General features: G+C 69.1%; 18 protein-coding genes and 1 riboswitch. Of the genes, 8 read left to right on the plus strand and 10 right to left on the minus strand.

The window, feature by feature from the left end; genetic code table 11:
• Positions 1-198 (minus strand): CbtB domain-containing protein, encoded by a 198-nt coding sequence (locus OG555_RS12165; protein WP_329482940.1) that lies wholly within the window; start codon positions 196-198, stop codon positions 1-3.
• A gap of 52 nt (positions 199-250) precedes the next feature.
• Positions 251-316: riboswitch (cobalamin riboswitch) on the minus strand.
• A gap of 139 nt (positions 317-455) precedes the next feature.
• On the opposite strand from OG555_RS12165, the gene OG555_RS12170 reads away from it, so the two are divergent.
• Positions 456-1,097 carry a LysE family translocator gene (locus tag OG555_RS12170; RefSeq protein ID WP_329482941.1) on the plus strand — a complete coding sequence of 214 codons (642 nt, stop codon included), beginning with the start codon at positions 456-458 and terminating at the stop codon, positions 1,095-1,097.
• Positions 1,098-1,103: 6 nt separating this feature from the next.
• Here OG555_RS12170 and OG555_RS12175 read toward each other — a convergent pair whose 3' ends face one another.
• The 4 genes from OG555_RS12175 to OG555_RS12190 form a co-directional block, all read right to left on the minus strand.
• Positions 1,104-2,486, minus strand: coding sequence for an MFS transporter (locus OG555_RS12175; protein ID WP_329482942.1), 1,383 nt, complete (start codon positions 2,484-2,486; stop codon positions 1,104-1,106).
• Between the two features lie 44 nt (positions 2,487-2,530).
• Positions 2,531-2,899 (minus strand): DUF1304 domain-containing protein, encoded by a 369-nt coding sequence (locus OG555_RS12180; protein ID WP_329482943.1) that lies wholly within the window; start codon positions 2,897-2,899, stop codon positions 2,531-2,533.
• 143 nt (positions 2,900-3,042) lie between these two features.
• A complete protein-coding gene (locus OG555_RS12185) occupies positions 3,043-3,951 on the minus strand; it encodes a phosphotriesterase family protein (RefSeq protein WP_329482944.1) in 909 nt (302 codons plus the stop codon).
• A gap of 95 nt (positions 3,952-4,046) precedes the next feature.
• Entirely contained in the window at positions 4,047-5,753 is a 1,707-nt protein-coding gene (locus tag OG555_RS12190; protein WP_442914496.1) for a DEAD/DEAH box helicase, read from the minus strand.
• Between the two features lie 206 nt (positions 5,754-5,959).
• Here OG555_RS12190 and OG555_RS12195 point away from each other — a divergent pair, with 206 nt between their 5' ends.
• On the plus strand, positions 5,960-6,469 hold the full coding sequence (locus OG555_RS12195) for a DinB family protein (protein WP_329482945.1): 510 nt from the start codon (positions 5,960-5,962) through the stop codon (positions 6,467-6,469).
• A gap of 3 nt (positions 6,470-6,472) precedes the next feature.
• Here OG555_RS12195 and OG555_RS12200 read toward each other — a convergent pair whose 3' ends face one another.
• From OG555_RS12200 to OG555_RS12210, 3 genes are read right to left on the minus strand one after another with little or no spacing between them, the layout of a single operon-like run.
• Positions 6,473-7,141 (minus strand): TetR family transcriptional regulator, encoded by a 669-nt coding sequence (locus OG555_RS12200; RefSeq protein ID WP_329482946.1) that lies wholly within the window; start codon positions 7,139-7,141, stop codon positions 6,473-6,475.
• On the minus strand, positions 7,113-7,535 hold the full coding sequence (locus OG555_RS12205) for a thiol-disulfide oxidoreductase DCC family protein (RefSeq protein ID WP_329482947.1): 423 nt from the start codon (positions 7,533-7,535) through the stop codon (positions 7,113-7,115). Before OG555_RS12205 ends, OG555_RS12200 begins: the two co-directional genes overlap by 29 nt.
• 3 nt (positions 7,536-7,538) lie before the next feature.
• Positions 7,539-7,958, minus strand: coding sequence for a hypothetical protein (locus OG555_RS12210; RefSeq protein WP_329482948.1), 420 nt, complete (start codon positions 7,956-7,958; stop codon positions 7,539-7,541).
• Positions 7,959-8,084: 126 nt separating this feature from the next.
• On the opposite strand from OG555_RS12210, the gene OG555_RS12215 reads away from it, so the two are divergent.
• The 3 genes from OG555_RS12215 to OG555_RS12225 all read left to right on the plus strand — a co-directional run bounded on the left by OG555_RS12215 (position 8,085) and on the right by OG555_RS12225 (position 11,070).
• Positions 8,085-9,122, plus strand: a complete 1,038-nt coding sequence (locus OG555_RS12215) for an amidohydrolase family protein (protein WP_329482949.1) — start codon at positions 8,085-8,087, stop codon at positions 9,120-9,122.
• Positions 9,123-9,125: 3 nt separating this feature from the next.
• Positions 9,126-9,482: a YybH family protein gene (locus tag OG555_RS12220; protein ID WP_329482950.1), complete on the plus strand. Its 357-nt coding sequence runs from the start codon at positions 9,126-9,128 to the stop codon at positions 9,480-9,482.
• A gap of 145 nt (positions 9,483-9,627) precedes the next feature.
• Entirely contained in the window at positions 9,628-11,070 is a 1,443-nt protein-coding gene (locus tag OG555_RS12225) for an ankyrin repeat domain-containing protein (protein ID WP_329482951.1), read from the plus strand.
• Here the strand turns inward: OG555_RS12225 and OG555_RS12230 are convergent.
• The gene (locus OG555_RS12230; protein ID WP_329482952.1) at positions 11,045-12,151 is read right to left on the minus strand and encodes a calcium:proton antiporter; all 1,107 of its coding nucleotides are present in this window, start codon (positions 12,149-12,151) and stop codon (positions 11,045-11,047) included. The genes OG555_RS12225 and OG555_RS12230 overlap by 26 nt on opposite strands.
• Before the next feature lie 64 nt (positions 12,152-12,215).
• Between OG555_RS12230 and OG555_RS12235 the strand changes: the two genes are divergently transcribed.
• Entirely contained in the window at positions 12,216-12,722 is a 507-nt protein-coding gene (locus tag OG555_RS12235) for a GNAT family N-acetyltransferase (RefSeq protein WP_329482953.1), read from the plus strand.
• Positions 12,719-13,579, plus strand: a complete 861-nt coding sequence (locus tag OG555_RS12240; RefSeq protein WP_329482954.1) for an SCO6745 family protein — start codon at positions 12,719-12,721, stop codon at positions 13,577-13,579. Before OG555_RS12235 ends, OG555_RS12240 begins: the two co-directional genes overlap by 4 nt.
• A 21-nt stretch (positions 13,580-13,600) precedes the next feature.
• On the opposite strand, the gene OG555_RS12245 is transcribed toward OG555_RS12240, so the two are convergent.
• A complete protein-coding gene (locus OG555_RS12245; RefSeq protein ID WP_329482955.1) occupies positions 13,601-14,488 on the minus strand; it encodes a LysR family transcriptional regulator ArgP in 888 nt (295 codons plus the stop codon).
• A gap of 73 nt (positions 14,489-14,561) precedes the next feature.
• On the opposite strand from OG555_RS12245, the gene OG555_RS12250 reads away from it, so the two are divergent.
• Entirely contained in the window at positions 14,562-15,158 is a 597-nt protein-coding gene (locus tag OG555_RS12250) for a LysE/ArgO family amino acid transporter (protein WP_329482957.1), read from the plus strand.
• Positions 15,159-15,281 lie beyond the last annotated feature (123 nt).

Raw genomic sequence — 15,281 nt, forward strand, 5'->3', positions numbered from 1 at the left:
CTAGTGGCAGGGCACGCCGAGCAGGTGGCGCCCGTCGTGCATCAGCTCGTGCAGGTACATCCCGGACTGGGAGACCGCGCCCTGGTCGAACCCGACCAGGTAGGCGAGCAGGAGCATCAGGCCGACGCTGAGCAGCGCGACGGCGAGGAGCCGGGGGGAGAGAGCCGGTACGGCGACCGAGCGGGCAGGAACTGCCATCTGAACCTCCTGGGGAAGTGCGCGTCCCCATCGAAAGGCTGCTGGTGCCCGAGCGTCCTGACTCACGAGCAGAGCTCGCTCACAGTGGCGCGGCCGTGCCGGACTTGCACCGGCTTCCCTCATGGCACCGCAGGTTGTCCCCCGAACCGTAGAGTCCGCCGGAGTGGCCGGTCAACGGATGGCGGCGTGGCGGTGATCTATCCCACCCGGTGGACAGGGGTAGTGCGGCGCGACCGCGTCGCACTTACTCTGAGGAAATGCCGTCCGCTCACCACCTGATCGCGTTCGCGATCACCGCGTTCATCATCATCGTCGTGCCCGGGCCGAGTGTGCTGTTCATCGTCGGCCGGGCGCTCGCGGTCGGGCGCCGCGAGGCAGTGCTCACGATGGTCGGCAACACCATCGGCGCCTCGGTCCTGCTCGGCCTGGTCTCGCTCGGCCTCGGCACCCTGATCGCGGCCAGCGCCATCGCCCTCACCGTGGTGAAGCTGGCGGGCGCGGCGTACCTGATCTATCTCGGCGTGCACGCGTTCCGGACCCGGAAGTCGCTGGTCGAGGCGATGACGAGTGGCGTTAAGCCGGGCAACACCCGCCGGACGCTTCGGCAGGGGTTCCTGGTCGGGGTCACCAATGCCAAGACCGCGGTCTTCTTCGCGGCCGTGCTGCCGCAGTTCGTGGACAAGGGCGCGAGCAGCCCGGCGTGGGCCCAGATCCTCGTCCTCGGCCTGATCTTCATCCTGATCGCGCTCTGCTCGGACAGCGTCTGGGCGGTCGTCGCCGGCACCGCCCGCGAGTGGTTCGCCCGCTCGCCGCGCCGGCTCGAAATGGTCGGCGGCACCGGCGGCCTGATGATCATCGGCCTCGGCGCGAGCATCGCCGTGACGGGGTCCAAGGACTAGCTCGGACTAGCTCGCGCCGCGCGCGGTCCGCCGGCCCGCCTGGACGCCGATCAGCGCTAGCGCCGCCGGGAGCCCGAACGCGACCAGGTACGCCGTCACCGCCGAGTGCGGCTCGAGCGCGGCGAACAGCGATCCGCCGACGGCCAGGACCGTTGCTGTGGACAACGAGTCGCTCAGCTGCGCGGCCGAGCTGTTGGCGCCCTGCTCGTCGCGCTCGGAATACTCCAGGGTCAGCACCGACAAGGTCGGGAAGACCGTGCCCATGCCGAGGCCGGTGAGGCTCCAGCCGAGGATGCCGACCAGCACCGGGACGTTGTCGTTGAGGGTCAGCGTCGCGGTGGCGATCCCGAGCAGGATCAAGACCATGCCGGCCTGCAGGAACACCGAGTGCGAGAACGGCTGCTTCGGGCGGCCGCGATACCAGGAGGCGGCGGTCCAGCTCAGGGCGCTGACGGTCAGCACCAGACCCGCGAGGGCCGGGGACAGACCGCGCTCCCGGGTCAGCATCAGCGGCAGGAACACCTCGGCACCGAATCCGGCAGCAGCCACCAACCCCCGGAGCGCGACCACCGACGGCAGGCCGCGTCCGAGCGTGAACGTCCCGCTCGGCAGAAGCCGTGGGGCGAACGCGACCACGCCGGCCAAGCCGATCACCAGCAGAACAACCTGGAGTACGCCGCGCTGCTGGCCGCCGTAGTGCAGAAGACCGACGCCGACCGCCGCTGCGATCGCCCACATGGCTCGCTTGTCCCACAGCCGTCCCTCGCGTGCCTCGTACGCAGCGCCGTGAGCCAAGCCGGGCCGCATCACGAGCACCGCCGGGATCGCGATGGCCGGTACGGCGAGGAACACGATCCGCCAACTCGCGTGTTCGACGATCAGGCCGGCGATCGCGGGGCCGACGAGGGACGGGACGACCCAGCCGGTCGCGAACGCGGCGAAGATCCGCGTGCGGAGACGGGCGGGGTACAGCTGCCCGACGACGACGTACAGGGCGACCGTCAGCAGGCCGGAGCCGAAGCCTTGGATGATGCGGCCCGCGACCAGAACCTCCATGGACGGAGCGAGTCCGGCGATGATCAGACCGCCGAGGAACCACGCGGTGCCGTGCCAGAGCGGGCGGGTCGGGCCCTTGAGATCACTCCAGGTGCCGGAGACAACCATCGCGACCACGCCGGAGGCCAGCGGGCCGCCGAACGCCAGCGCGTAGAGGCTGAGCCCGTCGAGCGCCTGGGCCACCGTCGGCATCGCGGTCGTGACCGCGAGGGACTCGAACGCGACCAGGGTGATCAACGCGACCATCCCGACCGTCAGGGCCCGGTACTTCGGCGAGAGTACGCCGCCGGAGTCGGTGGTCTGGTCGGCCTCGGGTTCGGCAACGCTGGTCATGCCGAGAACTCTCGGACATCAAGTGGACTTTAAGTCAAGCGCAATCAGAGAACGGCGGCGAGGACCAGCGCGAGGATCGGCGGGACGGCCTGGGTGGCGGCGGCACGGACCATCCGGCGGTCGGAGGCGACCAGCACGAGGCCGGCGCCCGCCATACAGGCACACGCGAACAACGCGATCGCGTGGCCTTTGTCGCCACCCCAGATCAGACCGCCGAGCGCGCCGATCGCGAGGAACAGGTTGTAGAACCCCTGGTTGAACGCCCACGGCCGGGCAGCCGCCGCCTCCGCCTCGTCCTTCACCAGGAACCGTTTGTACGTGCTCGGCCTGCTGAACAGCAGGCTCTCCATCGCGAACACCGCGACGTGGAACAGCCCGGCCACAACCACAAAGATCTGCGCGATCACGCTCATGCGCGAACCGTACCGGCCGGCCGGCCGCCCGGCGCCGCAACCCGCCCGACGCAATCTGGTGGGCTGACCCGTCACCTTGTGGGTTGCCCACCGAGATTCTCGGGGGGCAACCCACCGTCTGGTGGGTCAACCCATCGGATCGGTCAGGCTCGCCAATCGGCGGTAAAGGAACGCGCTGGGTTGGCGGTGAAGATCGCGTGCGCGACATCGGCGCCGAGGTGGCGCGCGATCCGGGGCCGGAGGTGAGTGAGGAGATAAGGGATGCCGGGTCCTTCACCGGTCGCGCCGCGGGCCTTGGCGGTCGTGGTGTCGCCGCCGAGCAGCAGCCGGTCGGCGTACCCGGCGTCGACCAGCGCGGCCAGGCAGTCCAGCAACCGCGGATCGGTCGCATGATTCGCCCGCGACGGCCCGTCGAACGCCAGCCATGCACCCCGCTCGGCCAACTCGAGGTGACCACGATGATCCGGGAACCGATTCAGATGCCCGAGGATCACCTCCGACGGAGGTACGTCGAGCTTGTCGACAAGGAGATCCAGTACGGCGTCCGCCGCGGATCCGAGTTCGTGATGGACCGCGATGGGCGCGCCGGTCGCGTGATGCGCCTCGGCCGCGGCCCGCATCACCAGCTCGGCGTGCGCATCCAGGACGTGGAACCCGCCGGCCACCTTGATCAGCCCGGCCCGGACCGAACTGTTGCCGATGCCAACGGTCAGCTCGCGGACGAAGATCTCGGCCAACCGATCCCGCACGCCGTCGACGAAGCCCTCCGGGTAGTGCTCACGCCGATGCAGTCCGGTCGCCGCAACCAGCGAAACCCCTGTACTGCTTGAGATCCCGGGCAACAGCTCGACCCGGCGCCCGAGTCCGTGCGGCGTCCACTGCACGATCGCCTGCCCACCGGCCGCCGCGAAAGCACGCACCTCCGCCACCGCGGCGTCCTCGTCATCCAGCTCCTGCCCGGGCAGAACCGCCGAACGAAAGAACAGATGGTCGTGGGAGTCGCACACGCCGAGGGCCTCCGGCGCGAGGTCTCCGAGAACGGTCCTGATCACCGAGCCTCCTCGTTGCCTGCCACCTGTCCATCTTCTTCTCATAGCGCGCGAAAGGCCCAGTCGGCATGACTGGGCCTTTCAGCACCTGCAGTGGGTCAGCGACCGCGGCGGGAGCTGCCGGCCCGGGAGCCGGCGGAGAACGCTGCGGCACCGGCCGGACGAGCGGCCGATCCCGGAGTGCTCGTGGTGTAGGTCTTCGAACCGCCCGAGCCTGCGCGGGACTTCGCGCGGCCGGAGCCCCGCGAGCCACCCGTCGCGCGCGACGCCTGGGCAGAACGGCCTTGGTTCGGCCGCTGCTCGGTTGCCGGCTGAGCGGAGCCCGGGGCGCGCCCGTGACGGCCGCCTCGGCCCGATCCGCGACCGGTCGAGCTCGCGACGCGCTCCGGCTGGACGGCCTTGACGGCCGGCTCGACGAAGGTCCGCTCGCCGGGGGCCAGCTCGGTCAGCAGCGGGTCGCCGGTGCTGAGCTTGGTGACCTTCGGGGCGATGCCGGCCTTGCGGGTGAGGTCGCGGACGTCGCGGACCTGGTCGTCGGTCATCAGCGTGACGACCGTGCCCTCGGCACCTGCGCGGGCGGTCCGTCCGGAGCGGTGCAGGTAGGCCTTGTGCTCGATCGGCGGATCGGCGTGGATCACCAGCGCGATGTCGTCGACGTGGATCCCGCGGGCCGCGATGTCGGTGGCGACGAGGGTCTTCGCCGTGCCGTCGGAGAAGGCCTCCAGGTTCCGCGTGCGGGCGCCCTGGGAGAGGTTGCCGTGCAGCTCGACGGCCGGCACGCCCTGGGCGATCAGCTTCTTGGTCAGCGCCTTGGCGCCGTACTTCGTCCTGGTGAAGACCAGCGAACGCCCGGGCGCGGCCGTCAGGTCGACGAGCACCGGGAGCCGGGTGTCGGGCTGGACGTGCAGCACGTGATGGGTCATGAGCGAGACCGGCGACTGCGCCGAGTCGACACTGTGCGTGACCGGCGTAGTCATGAATCGCTGCACGAGGACGTTGACGCCGGCGTCCAGCGTGGCCGAGAACAGCAGCCGCTGGGCGCTGGACGGGGTCGCCTCGAGGATCCGGCGGACGGCGGGCAGGAAGCCGAGATCGGCCATGTGGTCGGCCTCGTCGAGCACGGTGATCTCGACCGCGTCGAGCTTCGCGTGCCCGGCCTGGACATGGTCCTCGAGCCGGCCCGGGCAGGCGACGACGATGTCGGCGCCCTTCCGCAGGCCGGTGATCTGCGGGCCGTGGCCGACGCCGCCGAAGACCGTCATCGAGCGCAGGCCGAGCGCGTCGGCGAGCGGCGTGATCGACGCCTGGATCTGGGTCGCGAGCTCGCGGGTCGGCGCGAGGATCAGCGCGCGGGGATGGTTCGCCCGGCGCTTCCCGCGGCCGGCGGCGAGCCGGGCCAGCACCGGCAGGACGAACGCGTAGGTCTTCCCCGATCCGGTCCGGCCGCGGCCGAGAACATCCTTGCCGGCCAGGGAATCCGGCAGCGTGGCCGCCTGGATCGGGAACGGCTTCGTCACCCCGGTCGCCGACAGCGCGGAGACCAGCGTCTCCGGTACGCCGAGGTCGGCGAACGTAAGGTTGTCGGGGACAACCATCTCGTCAACCTCGTCGTACGACGTGTTGTTGCTGACAGCAACCTTCGACGGCCGGCCGGTCTCGGCGGGTGGGCCGAAGAGCGCCGTGGCGGAGGATCCGTTGCGGCGGTCACCGGACCGACGCCGGCGACGCGGACGCGACGCGGACGTAGAGGTGGATTGCGGTTGGGCGGATTGCGTGGATGTGGACGTGGGGCGGCGGACCGCCATCTGGTACTCCAAAAGTTCGGGGGTCGTCCTGCCCGGCGCGGCCGGTTTACGGCCGCGGCGCGTGGTGGTCGACTGCTGGCGCAATGTGTTTGCGCTCACCGGCCCGAGGCAGAACTGGGCGGGCCGTCACAGACAGTCTACGGCACCGGGGGCCAACACCCCGATGGATATTCACAGGACGCTCGTCACACCGCTAGGTTCTGCTCGTGACGTCACAGTTCCGGGTGGATCCGGCCACCGCCGCGGGTGAACGCGAACTTCTGCAGGGTTTCCTCGACTTCCACCGCGGCACACTGCTGTGGAAAGTCTCCGGACTGACCGGTGATCAACTGGTGGAGCGCAGTGTGGATCCGTCCAGCATGTCGCTGATCGGACTGGTCCGGCACCTGTCCGAGGTCGAGAAGTACTGGTTCCACCGCGCGCTGGCCAAACTTCCTGCCGAGCCGAAGTTCTGGACCGCCGAGCATCCCGACGGTGACTTCGACCTCGCCGACCCGGCACGGGCCGAACAGGACCTCGAGGACTTCCGGCAGATCGCCAAGACCTCCGACGAGATCGCCGCCCGCTACACCCTCGACGACACGTTCGTCCGCCCGGGCCACGAGGGCGACTACTCGGTGCGCTACCTCTACATCCACATGATCGAGGAATACGCCCGCCACAACGGCCACGCCGACCTCCTCCGCGAACGCCTGGACGGCCTCACCGGCGAGTAGCTCTCACGGGCGGATCGCACGGATCAGGCCGACGATGTCGTTCACGACTCCGCGGACGCCCGGGATGCGGGTCAGGCGGAGCAGGCGGTCGACCAGGGGGACTGAGCGGTCGATCAGGGCTTTGGTACGGCGTAGGTCCTCGCTGTCGTCGTGGACCCAGAAGAGCACGATGCCCATCTCCATGAGCCACAGGAGTTCGGGTAGTTCCGCCTTCAGGTCGGCTGGGAGCTTCAGGTCAGAACCCTCGACGACCCGGCGGAAGACGTCGACGCTTGCCTCTCGCGCCGGCCGGGACTCCGCGCTGAACGGCGAGAGCGGACTCTTCGGATCGGCCGCCGTCTTGAAGAAGGTGCCGGCGAACTCGTGGTACGGCGCGGCCACGTCGAGCCAGGTCCGCAGTACGCCGGTCATCCGCGGCACGAATGCCTTCTCCGACTCCAGAATCGACTCGACGGCCTCGCGGTGCTGCTCCTGCAGGTGGTCGTAGTACGCCTGCATCAGATGCTCTTTGGAGCCGTAGTAGTAGTACGCGTTGCCGACCGAGACGCCCGCCTCGGTGGCGATCGCCCGCATCGTCGTCTTCCCGTACCCCTGCTCGCGGAACAACCGCAGCGCCGTGGACAGGATCAGCTCCCGAGTCTGCTCACCCTTGGCGGTCGCACTGTCCGTCACATCCGTCAGCGTAGTCACCCCCACCGCGCACACTGGTCCAGCTCCGCAATCCGGCGGCCGCCTGGACGATCGCCCGCGCCACCGGCCGCAGCGAGGGACTCGCCAGCCGTACGGCGGTGTGCCTGTGCTCCCACGTGGCCCACAGGCACACGATCCACGCACGGTCGCCGACGTACACGGACCCGTCGTCGGCGACCACGGTCACCTCGCGCAGCGTCGCCTCGTGATCCAGCCCGGGGTAGAGCGCCCGCGCGTACGTCGACCCCGCCGCGACGAACCGCAGACGCACTACCCCGCCCTGCCCGTTCGTGGCCGGCCGCTGCGCCGCCAGCCAGTCCTTGAACCGGCGGCAGAGTGGACAGTGCGCGTCGTACAGAACAGTCAGCTCACGCATGGCTCAGTAGCCGTACGGCATCGGCTGCTCGGCGGCGATCGGGACAACGTCGTTCGGCGGGACCGGCGGTGTGGCCATACCGTGGAGCTGGCTGCGGTTGCGGATCTTGTTGAAGATCCAGACATTCGTCAGGTGCAGCCCGCCGAGCACGAGCATCACGAACCCGAGCTTCACGCTCAGCTGGTCGAAGACTCCGCGGGCGTCGACGACGACCTTGTCGGCGCGCAGGAACAGCGTCACGAATCCCAGGTTGACCAGGTAGAAGCCGACCACGAGCAGCCGGTTCACCGCGTCGGCGAAGTCCTCGTTGCCGTGGAACACGTCGACCAGGAAGATCCGTCCGTTCCGGCTCAGCGTCCGGGCCACCCAGATCGTCAGCGGCACCGCGATCAGCAGGTAGATCAGGTAGGTCGTCACGGTCATGGTCATCTCGTCCCCACTTCTTGAACACGTTCAACTCTGTCTCGCGGCGAGCGTACGTCGCTCTTTTGAACATGTTCAAGTAGCCGCTGATGTGACGTGGATCTCCGGTGCGGCAGGATGACCACCATGACGACCTGGGTGTTCGAAGGGACCGTCCTGCCGGCCGGCGACACCGCCCGGCTCGAGTTCGGCCGGTCCGGTGCCGCGGACGTGCTGCCCGGGCGGTTCGGCGTACCGGGGCTGGTGGACTCGCACTGTCACCTGACCGTCGGGACCGACGACCTCGGGCCCCGGTTGTTCGGGTCCGACTTCGCGGCCGAGCGGCTCGAGGAACTCGCCGCCGCCGGGGTGAGCGCAGTGCGTGATGTCGGCGGCGACCGGACGGTCACTCTGAAGCTGGCGGGCATCCAGGACGACAGCCGGCCGGTCGTCCTGGCGGCCGGACGGTTCCTGGCGCCACCCGGGCGGTACTTCCCGCGCATGCATGAGCCGGTGCAGCCGGAGGACCTGCTGGCCGCGGTCGGCGCCGAGCTGGACGACGGTGCGACCTGGGTGAAGCTCATCGGCGACTTCCCGGCCGTCGGCCCGGACGGCCCGATCCGGGACAGCCCGATGGAGCAGACCTACCAGACCGCACTGGTCGAAGCCGTGGTTCAACTCGCGCACTCCCGCGGCGCCCGGGTCGCGGCGCACACCAACACCGAGATCGTCAGCGACCTGGTCCGCGTCGGGGTCGACTCGATCGAGCACGGTACGTCGATCACCGAACAGGACCTGGAGACACTCGGCGCCCGAGCCGGCGCGTGGACGCCGACACTGTGCGCATCCGTCGGGCCAAGGCCGGACGCCACGCCGGAGCAGGACAAGCGGCGCCAGGCCAGGTCGGAGTACCTCTCGTCGATGCTCCAGCTCGCCGATCGGTACGGCGTTCGGGTGCTGACCGGGTCGGACGTGGTCGGGACCGTGGCCGGCGAGATCGACTTGCTGGTGAAGCACGGCCTGACGGTCGATCAGGCGCTCGTGGCCGCATCCACCGGAGCACAGGACTTCCTCGGTCTGTCCGGCGACGGCAACCTCGTCACGTACGACGCGGATCCGCGCAAGCACCCCGAGGTCCTCGCCACGCCGGCCGCCGTCGTCCTCCAGCACCGACGGATCCGATGACCTATGCGGGAGAAGAGCCTCGACAAGTGGGTCGCGAAGTACCGGAAGGCCTGGGAGAGCAACGACCCGACTGACATCGCCGCGCTGTGGACCGAGGACGCCGCGTGGTATCGGCGACCCGACGAGGAGCCGGTGCTGGGCCGGGATGCGATCGTGCAGGCCTGGCTGGAGGTCGCGGACGCTCCGGGCGAGACAGTGTTCGAGTACGAGGTGCTCGGCTTCGGCGACGGAGTCGGGTTCGTGCGCGGCTGGACGACGTACCTGACCGATCCGCCGGGCGAGTTCAGCAACCTGTGGGTGATCCGGCTGGACCACGATCGGGCCCATGAGTTCGTCGAATGGTGGATGGAAAAGCCTTAGTCGGTTAGGCTTCCGGGTAGGCATGCAGGGTGCCACCGGTCCGCGGGAAGGGCTCAGCCCACCTGTTCACGAAGCTGCGTGAGCTGTGTTCACCTCCTTTCTCGCCTGACGACGCGGACAGCAGGCTCGTAGAGAGGAGGTCGCGATGCCGACCCGGAATCTTCCGAACGACCCGCACCTGGACCACCTGCGCAAGCAGGCGAAGACGCTGCTCAAGCAGGTCCGTGATGCCGACCCGGACGCCGTGGCGCTCGCCGCCGAATTCCATCCAGTGCAGTCTCTGGCCGATGCCCAGCTGGTGATCGCCCGCAGTTACGGCTTCCCCAGCTGGCCCCGGATCGTCCGGCATCTGGAGCTGGTCGACCAGTACAGCCGCTCCCCCCACCGCCAGGAGATCGGTGGACCGCTCGACACCCCGGAGCAACGCGCCGACGAGTTCCTGCGACTCTCGACACTGCATTACGGGCAGGACGACCCGGCCCGGCAGCGGTCCGCGGAGCAGTTGCTGGAGCAGTTCCCAGATGTTGCCCGGAGCAACATCTATACGCTGGCGGTGGCCGGCGAGTTGGACGCTGTCCGCGAGGTGCTCGCCGCGGATCCCTGGCAGGCAAGGGAAGAAGGTGGCCCCTACCGCTGGCAGCCGTTGCTCTACATCACGTACGGGCGGCTCGACGTGCCGCATCAAGTGGACATCGCGAGACTGTTCCTCGAGCACGGCGCCGACCCGAACGCGGGCTATCTGTGGCAGGGCATGCCGTCGCCGTTCACCGCATTGACCGGCGCGTTCGGCCGAGGTGAGGGCGACCAGCCGCCGCATCGCGACCGGGTCGAGCTCGCCCGGCTCCTGCTTGACGCCGGCGCCGATCCGAACGACAGCCAGACCATGTACAACTGCGGTCCCGGGTGTCCCCCGCCGTACGACGATGTGCACCTGGAGCTCCTGCTCGAGTACGGGCTCGGCCGGGGGGATGGTGGTCCGTGGCACGAGCGGATGACGACCGCCCACCCGACGCCACGGGAGCTGCTGGAGGACGAGCTGGTGTTCGCGTCATCCGCGGGCCTGCTGCATCGGGTCGAGCTGGTCCTTGCCCAAGGCACCGATCCGGACGGGCGTGGCACCCGGCATCCCGGTTTCCACGGTCATCGCGCGTACGAGTTCGCCACCGTCCTGGGATACACCGAGATCGCCGACCTGCTCCGCGCGCGTGGTGCGGCGCCGGTGGACGAGGTCCACCAACTCTTCGCCGCGATCATGCGCGGCGAGACGCCGGCGGCCGGCCCCGAGCTGGTCGCACGGGCGATCCGGCGCAACCCGTACCTTCCGATCCGCGCCGCCGAGATCGGCCGATCGGAGGCACTGGAGCCACTGCGGCGCCTCGGCTTCGACCTGAATGTCGTCGCGCTGTCCGCACCGATCCATCAGGCCGCGATCCACGGCCACCTGGACACGGTCAAGAAGCTGGTCGAGCTCGGGGCCGATCCCGAGCTGCGGGATCCGTCGTACGGCGGGAACGCGCTGGGCTGGGCCGAACACGGTCAGCAGCAGGCGGTCGCCGACTACCTCAGGGGCTTATCGCGAGGAAGATGAACGCGCTGAACACCATCATGTGGACGGCACCCTGAAGCAGGGTGGCCCGGCCGGTGGCGAGGGTGAGGATGCTGGTCACGACCGTGAGTGCGAACAGCACCATCTCCGTGCCACCGAGACCCAGCACGAGCGGTCCGCTCAGCCAGATGGACGCGACCGCGATCGCCGGGATGGTCAGGCCGATGCTCGCGAGGGCTGACCCGAGGGCGAGGTTGAAGCTGTTCTGGAGGCGGTTGCGCAGTGCGGCGCGGACTGCGGCAGCCGTCTCCGGGAGCAGGACCAGCAACGCGATCGCGACACCGACGACGGCCACCGGTGCGCCGGCCGATTCCACCGCCGACTCCAGGCTGGGCGACACCGTCTTGGCCAGACCGACCACCGAGATGAGGCAGACGAACAGCAGCCCGAGGCTGAGCAGCGCGACCTGTCCACTCGGCGCCGTCGCGTGCGTGCCGTCCTCGTCCTCCTCGACCTCATCCGACGACGGGACCGGGAGGAAATAGTCCCGATGCCGAACGGTCTGCACGAAGACGAACACGCCGTACATCACCAACGACGTCACCCCGGCGAACGCCAGCTGGGCCGGACTGAACTGCGGACCGGGCGCGCTCGTGGTGAACGTCGGCAGCACCAGGCTCAGCGTGACCAGGGCGGTCATCACCGCGAGCGCACTGCTGGACGCACGGACGCGGAACTCCTGGGTGCCGTGCCGCAGGGAGCCGACAACGAGAGACAGACCGAGGATGCCGTTGCAGGTGATCATCACCGCGGCGAACACGGTGTCCCGCGCGAGGGTGGCGGCCTTCACGCCACCGGGCACCATCAGGGTGACGATCAGTGCGACCTCGATCACTGTCACGGCGAGCGCGAGGATCAGCGTGCCGAACGGTTCGCCGACCCGATGGGCAACCACTTCGGCATGGTGGACGGCGGCGATCACCGCCGCGCCGAGACCGGCGCAGACCAGGATCAGCAGCGCCACGCCCAGGTGACGATGCCAGGTCAGCAGCAGGACGACGAAGGCGAGCGGGGGCACGGCCAGACTCCAGCGCGGCAGCCCCTGGATCACGGTGTTTGTCATCCTCAGGCAGTCTATCGGGAATGCGCTTGGCAACCGGAGATCCACGGGTGATGCTTCTCGCATCATGTCTGTGCAGATCAGAATCGCGACCGCCGATGACTGGGCGGCCATCTGGCCCTTCTTCCACGAGATTGTGGCCGCGCGGGAGACGTATACCTACGACCCGGAGCTGACCGAGGAGCAGGCGCGGGTGCTCTGGATGTCACCGTCGAGTGCGGCGCTGAGCCGGACCACGGTCGCGGTCGATGCCGACGGCACCGTTCTCGGCAGCGCCAACATGTACCCGAACCGCCCAGGCCCCGGCGCGCACGTCGCGAGCGCGAGCTTCATGGTCGACGGCGCGGCCCGTGGCAAGGGAGTCGGGCGGCTGCTGTGCGAGGACATGATCGCGTGGGCCGAGCGCTCGGGCTTTCGGTCGATCCAGTTCAACGCGGTGGTGGAGACCAACGAGCCGGCCGTGCACCTCTGGCAGTCACTGGGCTTCCGCATCGCCGGCACCGTCCCCGAGGCGTTCGACCACCCCAAACTCGGGTACGTCGGCCTCCACGTCATGTACCGCCCACTGCCATGACGGACAGCCGGGCTCGGCGGATGTGGAAGGCGCTCGAGCCGTATCACGCGATCACATACTTCTCCCCCGACACCAAGCAGGCGACCGACGCACTCGGCCTGAAGGGTGGCTGGATGAGCTACTTCGGCTGCCGGGCAGCACCGCTCGGCCCGGTCGGCCCTGACCTCGTCGCCGCCGTGTTCTACAGCTTCCATCCGGCGATGGTGGCGCGCGCTCTGCCGGACGCGTGGGACCACGCGACACCCGCACAGTTGCTCGACGCACGGTTGCAGGCGGTGGACAACGCCGTACGACGCCTCTTTCCAGGGACGTCGTTCCACCGCGCGGCCGATGTTGCTCGTCAGGCGGCCGAACTGGCGCCTGTCAGCGGGCGACCGATGGCAGCGGCCAACGCCGCGCTGGAGTGGCCGGACGAACCGCATCTGGTGTTGTGGCAGGCAACCACGATCCTGCGGGAGTCTCGCGGCGACGGTCATGTCGCGGCGCTCGTCGCCGCGGGCTTGAGCCCATGCCAGGCGTGTCTGACGATCTCAGCCGCCGGCGGGCCGTCGAAGGAGGTCTTCCAGGTCAACCGGCGCTGGAGCGACGAGGACTGGGCCGCTGCCGAGGACGACCTGCGTGGTCGCGGCCTGCTCAACTCCACGGGCGCGCTCACCGACGGCGGACGAGCCTTGAGGCAGGAGGTCGAAGACACCACGGATCGGCTGGCCGACCAGGGTTGGCGAGCTCTGGGCGACGACCTGACCGCCGAGCTGCACGACCTGGTGCACCCACTCAGCGCCAAGCTGATGTCCGCGGGTTTCATCCCGCCGGACAACCCGATGGCGCTGCGCTGGGACCAGCCCTCGAGCCGCTGACGGTGGGCAACGCGATCGAGCTCAGGACGTACGAAGACCAGCCGTAGCGGCCCGCAGCACCGCGGCCGTGAGCGCGTCGAGGATGCCGGACTCGAGCTTCCAGTGCTGCCAGTACAGCGGCACGTCGATGTACTTGCCTGGGGCAACATCTACCAGGCGGCCGGCGGCCAGCTCGGGTTCGGCGACCTCGTCCTCGATCATGCCCCAGCCGAGACCGATCCTGACCGCCTGATGGAACGCGCCGGGCGCCGGGACCGCATGCGTCGGTGGGTCGAGCTTCCGCCGGGTGACCTTGCGGATCAGGCGGTGCTGCAGCACGTCCTTGGCGTTGAACACCATCATCGGAGCCTCGGCCAGCGCGTCCGGAAGTGGTTTGCCAGTCAGCCAGCGTTCGGCGTACTCCGGTGTGGCGACCGGTAGATACCGCATCTTGCCGAGCGGTACGACGCGGCAACCCCGGACGGGCCGCGGATCGGCCGTGACCGCGGCCAGGACCGTGCCGTTGCGGAGGAACTCGGCGGAGTGTTCCTCGTCCTCCTGGTGGACCAGGAACCTGGCGTCGTGGTTCTGGGACAGGTCGAGCATCGCCGGCAGGAACCAGTTGTTGAGCGAGTCCGCGTTCACCGCGATCGGGAGCCGGAGTGCGTCAACGGTGCCACGGATGGCCGCGATCGCCTCCAGTTCGAGCAACGCGACCTGGCGGGCGAGCCGGAGCAGCGCCTCGCCGGCTTCGGTCGGTTTCGCGGGCTTGCCCCGCATCACCGCGACCTGGCCGAGGCGGCTCTCCAGCGCCTTGATCCGCTGGCTGACCGCGGAGGGCGTGAGCCGCAGGCGCTTCGCGGCCGCGTCGAAACTACCTTCGTCGACGACAGCCGCGAACGTCTCGAGCTGGGCGGAGTCGAACTGCATGATGAAGCAATCCTAATGGTGCTTCAGAATCTTTAGCTGGTTTGACCGGACTGCTGCTGCCTACCGTCGAGGCATGCCCCTCCTGGCCGGCTTTGCCACGTCCTTGACCCTGATCGTCGCGATCGGCGCCCAGAACGCCTTCGTGCTCCGTCAGGGCCTCCGCCGTGAACACGTCCTGCCGGTGGTCCTCACCTGCGCACTGTCAGATGCGCTCCTCATCTCCAGCGGCATCGCCGGCCTCGGCGCGCTGCTCACCCGCAGCCAGTTGGCCCTCGACCTCGCGAAGTACGGCGGCGCCGCCTTCCTCTACACGTACGCCGTCTTCGCTGCTCGGCGAGCACTCAACCCGGGATCCATCAGCCCCGCCGACCACGCCCCCGCCGCATTGCGCAGCGTCGTACTGACCTGCCTCGGCTTCACCTACCTCAACCCGCACGTCTACCTCGACACCGTGGTCCTTCTCGGCTCCCTCGCCAACCAACGTGGCACCGACGGCCGCTGGCTCTACGGCCTCGGCGCCGTCACCGCCAGCTTCACCTGGTTCTTCGCCCTGGGCTTCTTCTCCCGCAACCTCTCCCCGATCTTCGCCCGCCCCCGCGCCTGGCAACTCCTCGACTCCGCCATCGCCCTCCTCATGACCGCCCTGGCAACCTGGATGCTCCTGCCCTGATATCCACAGGCGCGAGGTTTCAGATCAGGCGGGGCAGGCGATCGATGTATTCTTGTCGGTAACACGGCCAGCCCCTCTGCCCCTCAGGGCACGGGCTGGTTTTCTTTTCCCTGGGGGACTTCC

It is taken from the genome of Kribbella sp. NBC_01484, from assembly GCF_036227145.1.
Taxonomy (GTDB): domain Bacteria; phylum Actinomycetota; class Actinomycetes; order Propionibacteriales; family Kribbellaceae; genus Kribbella.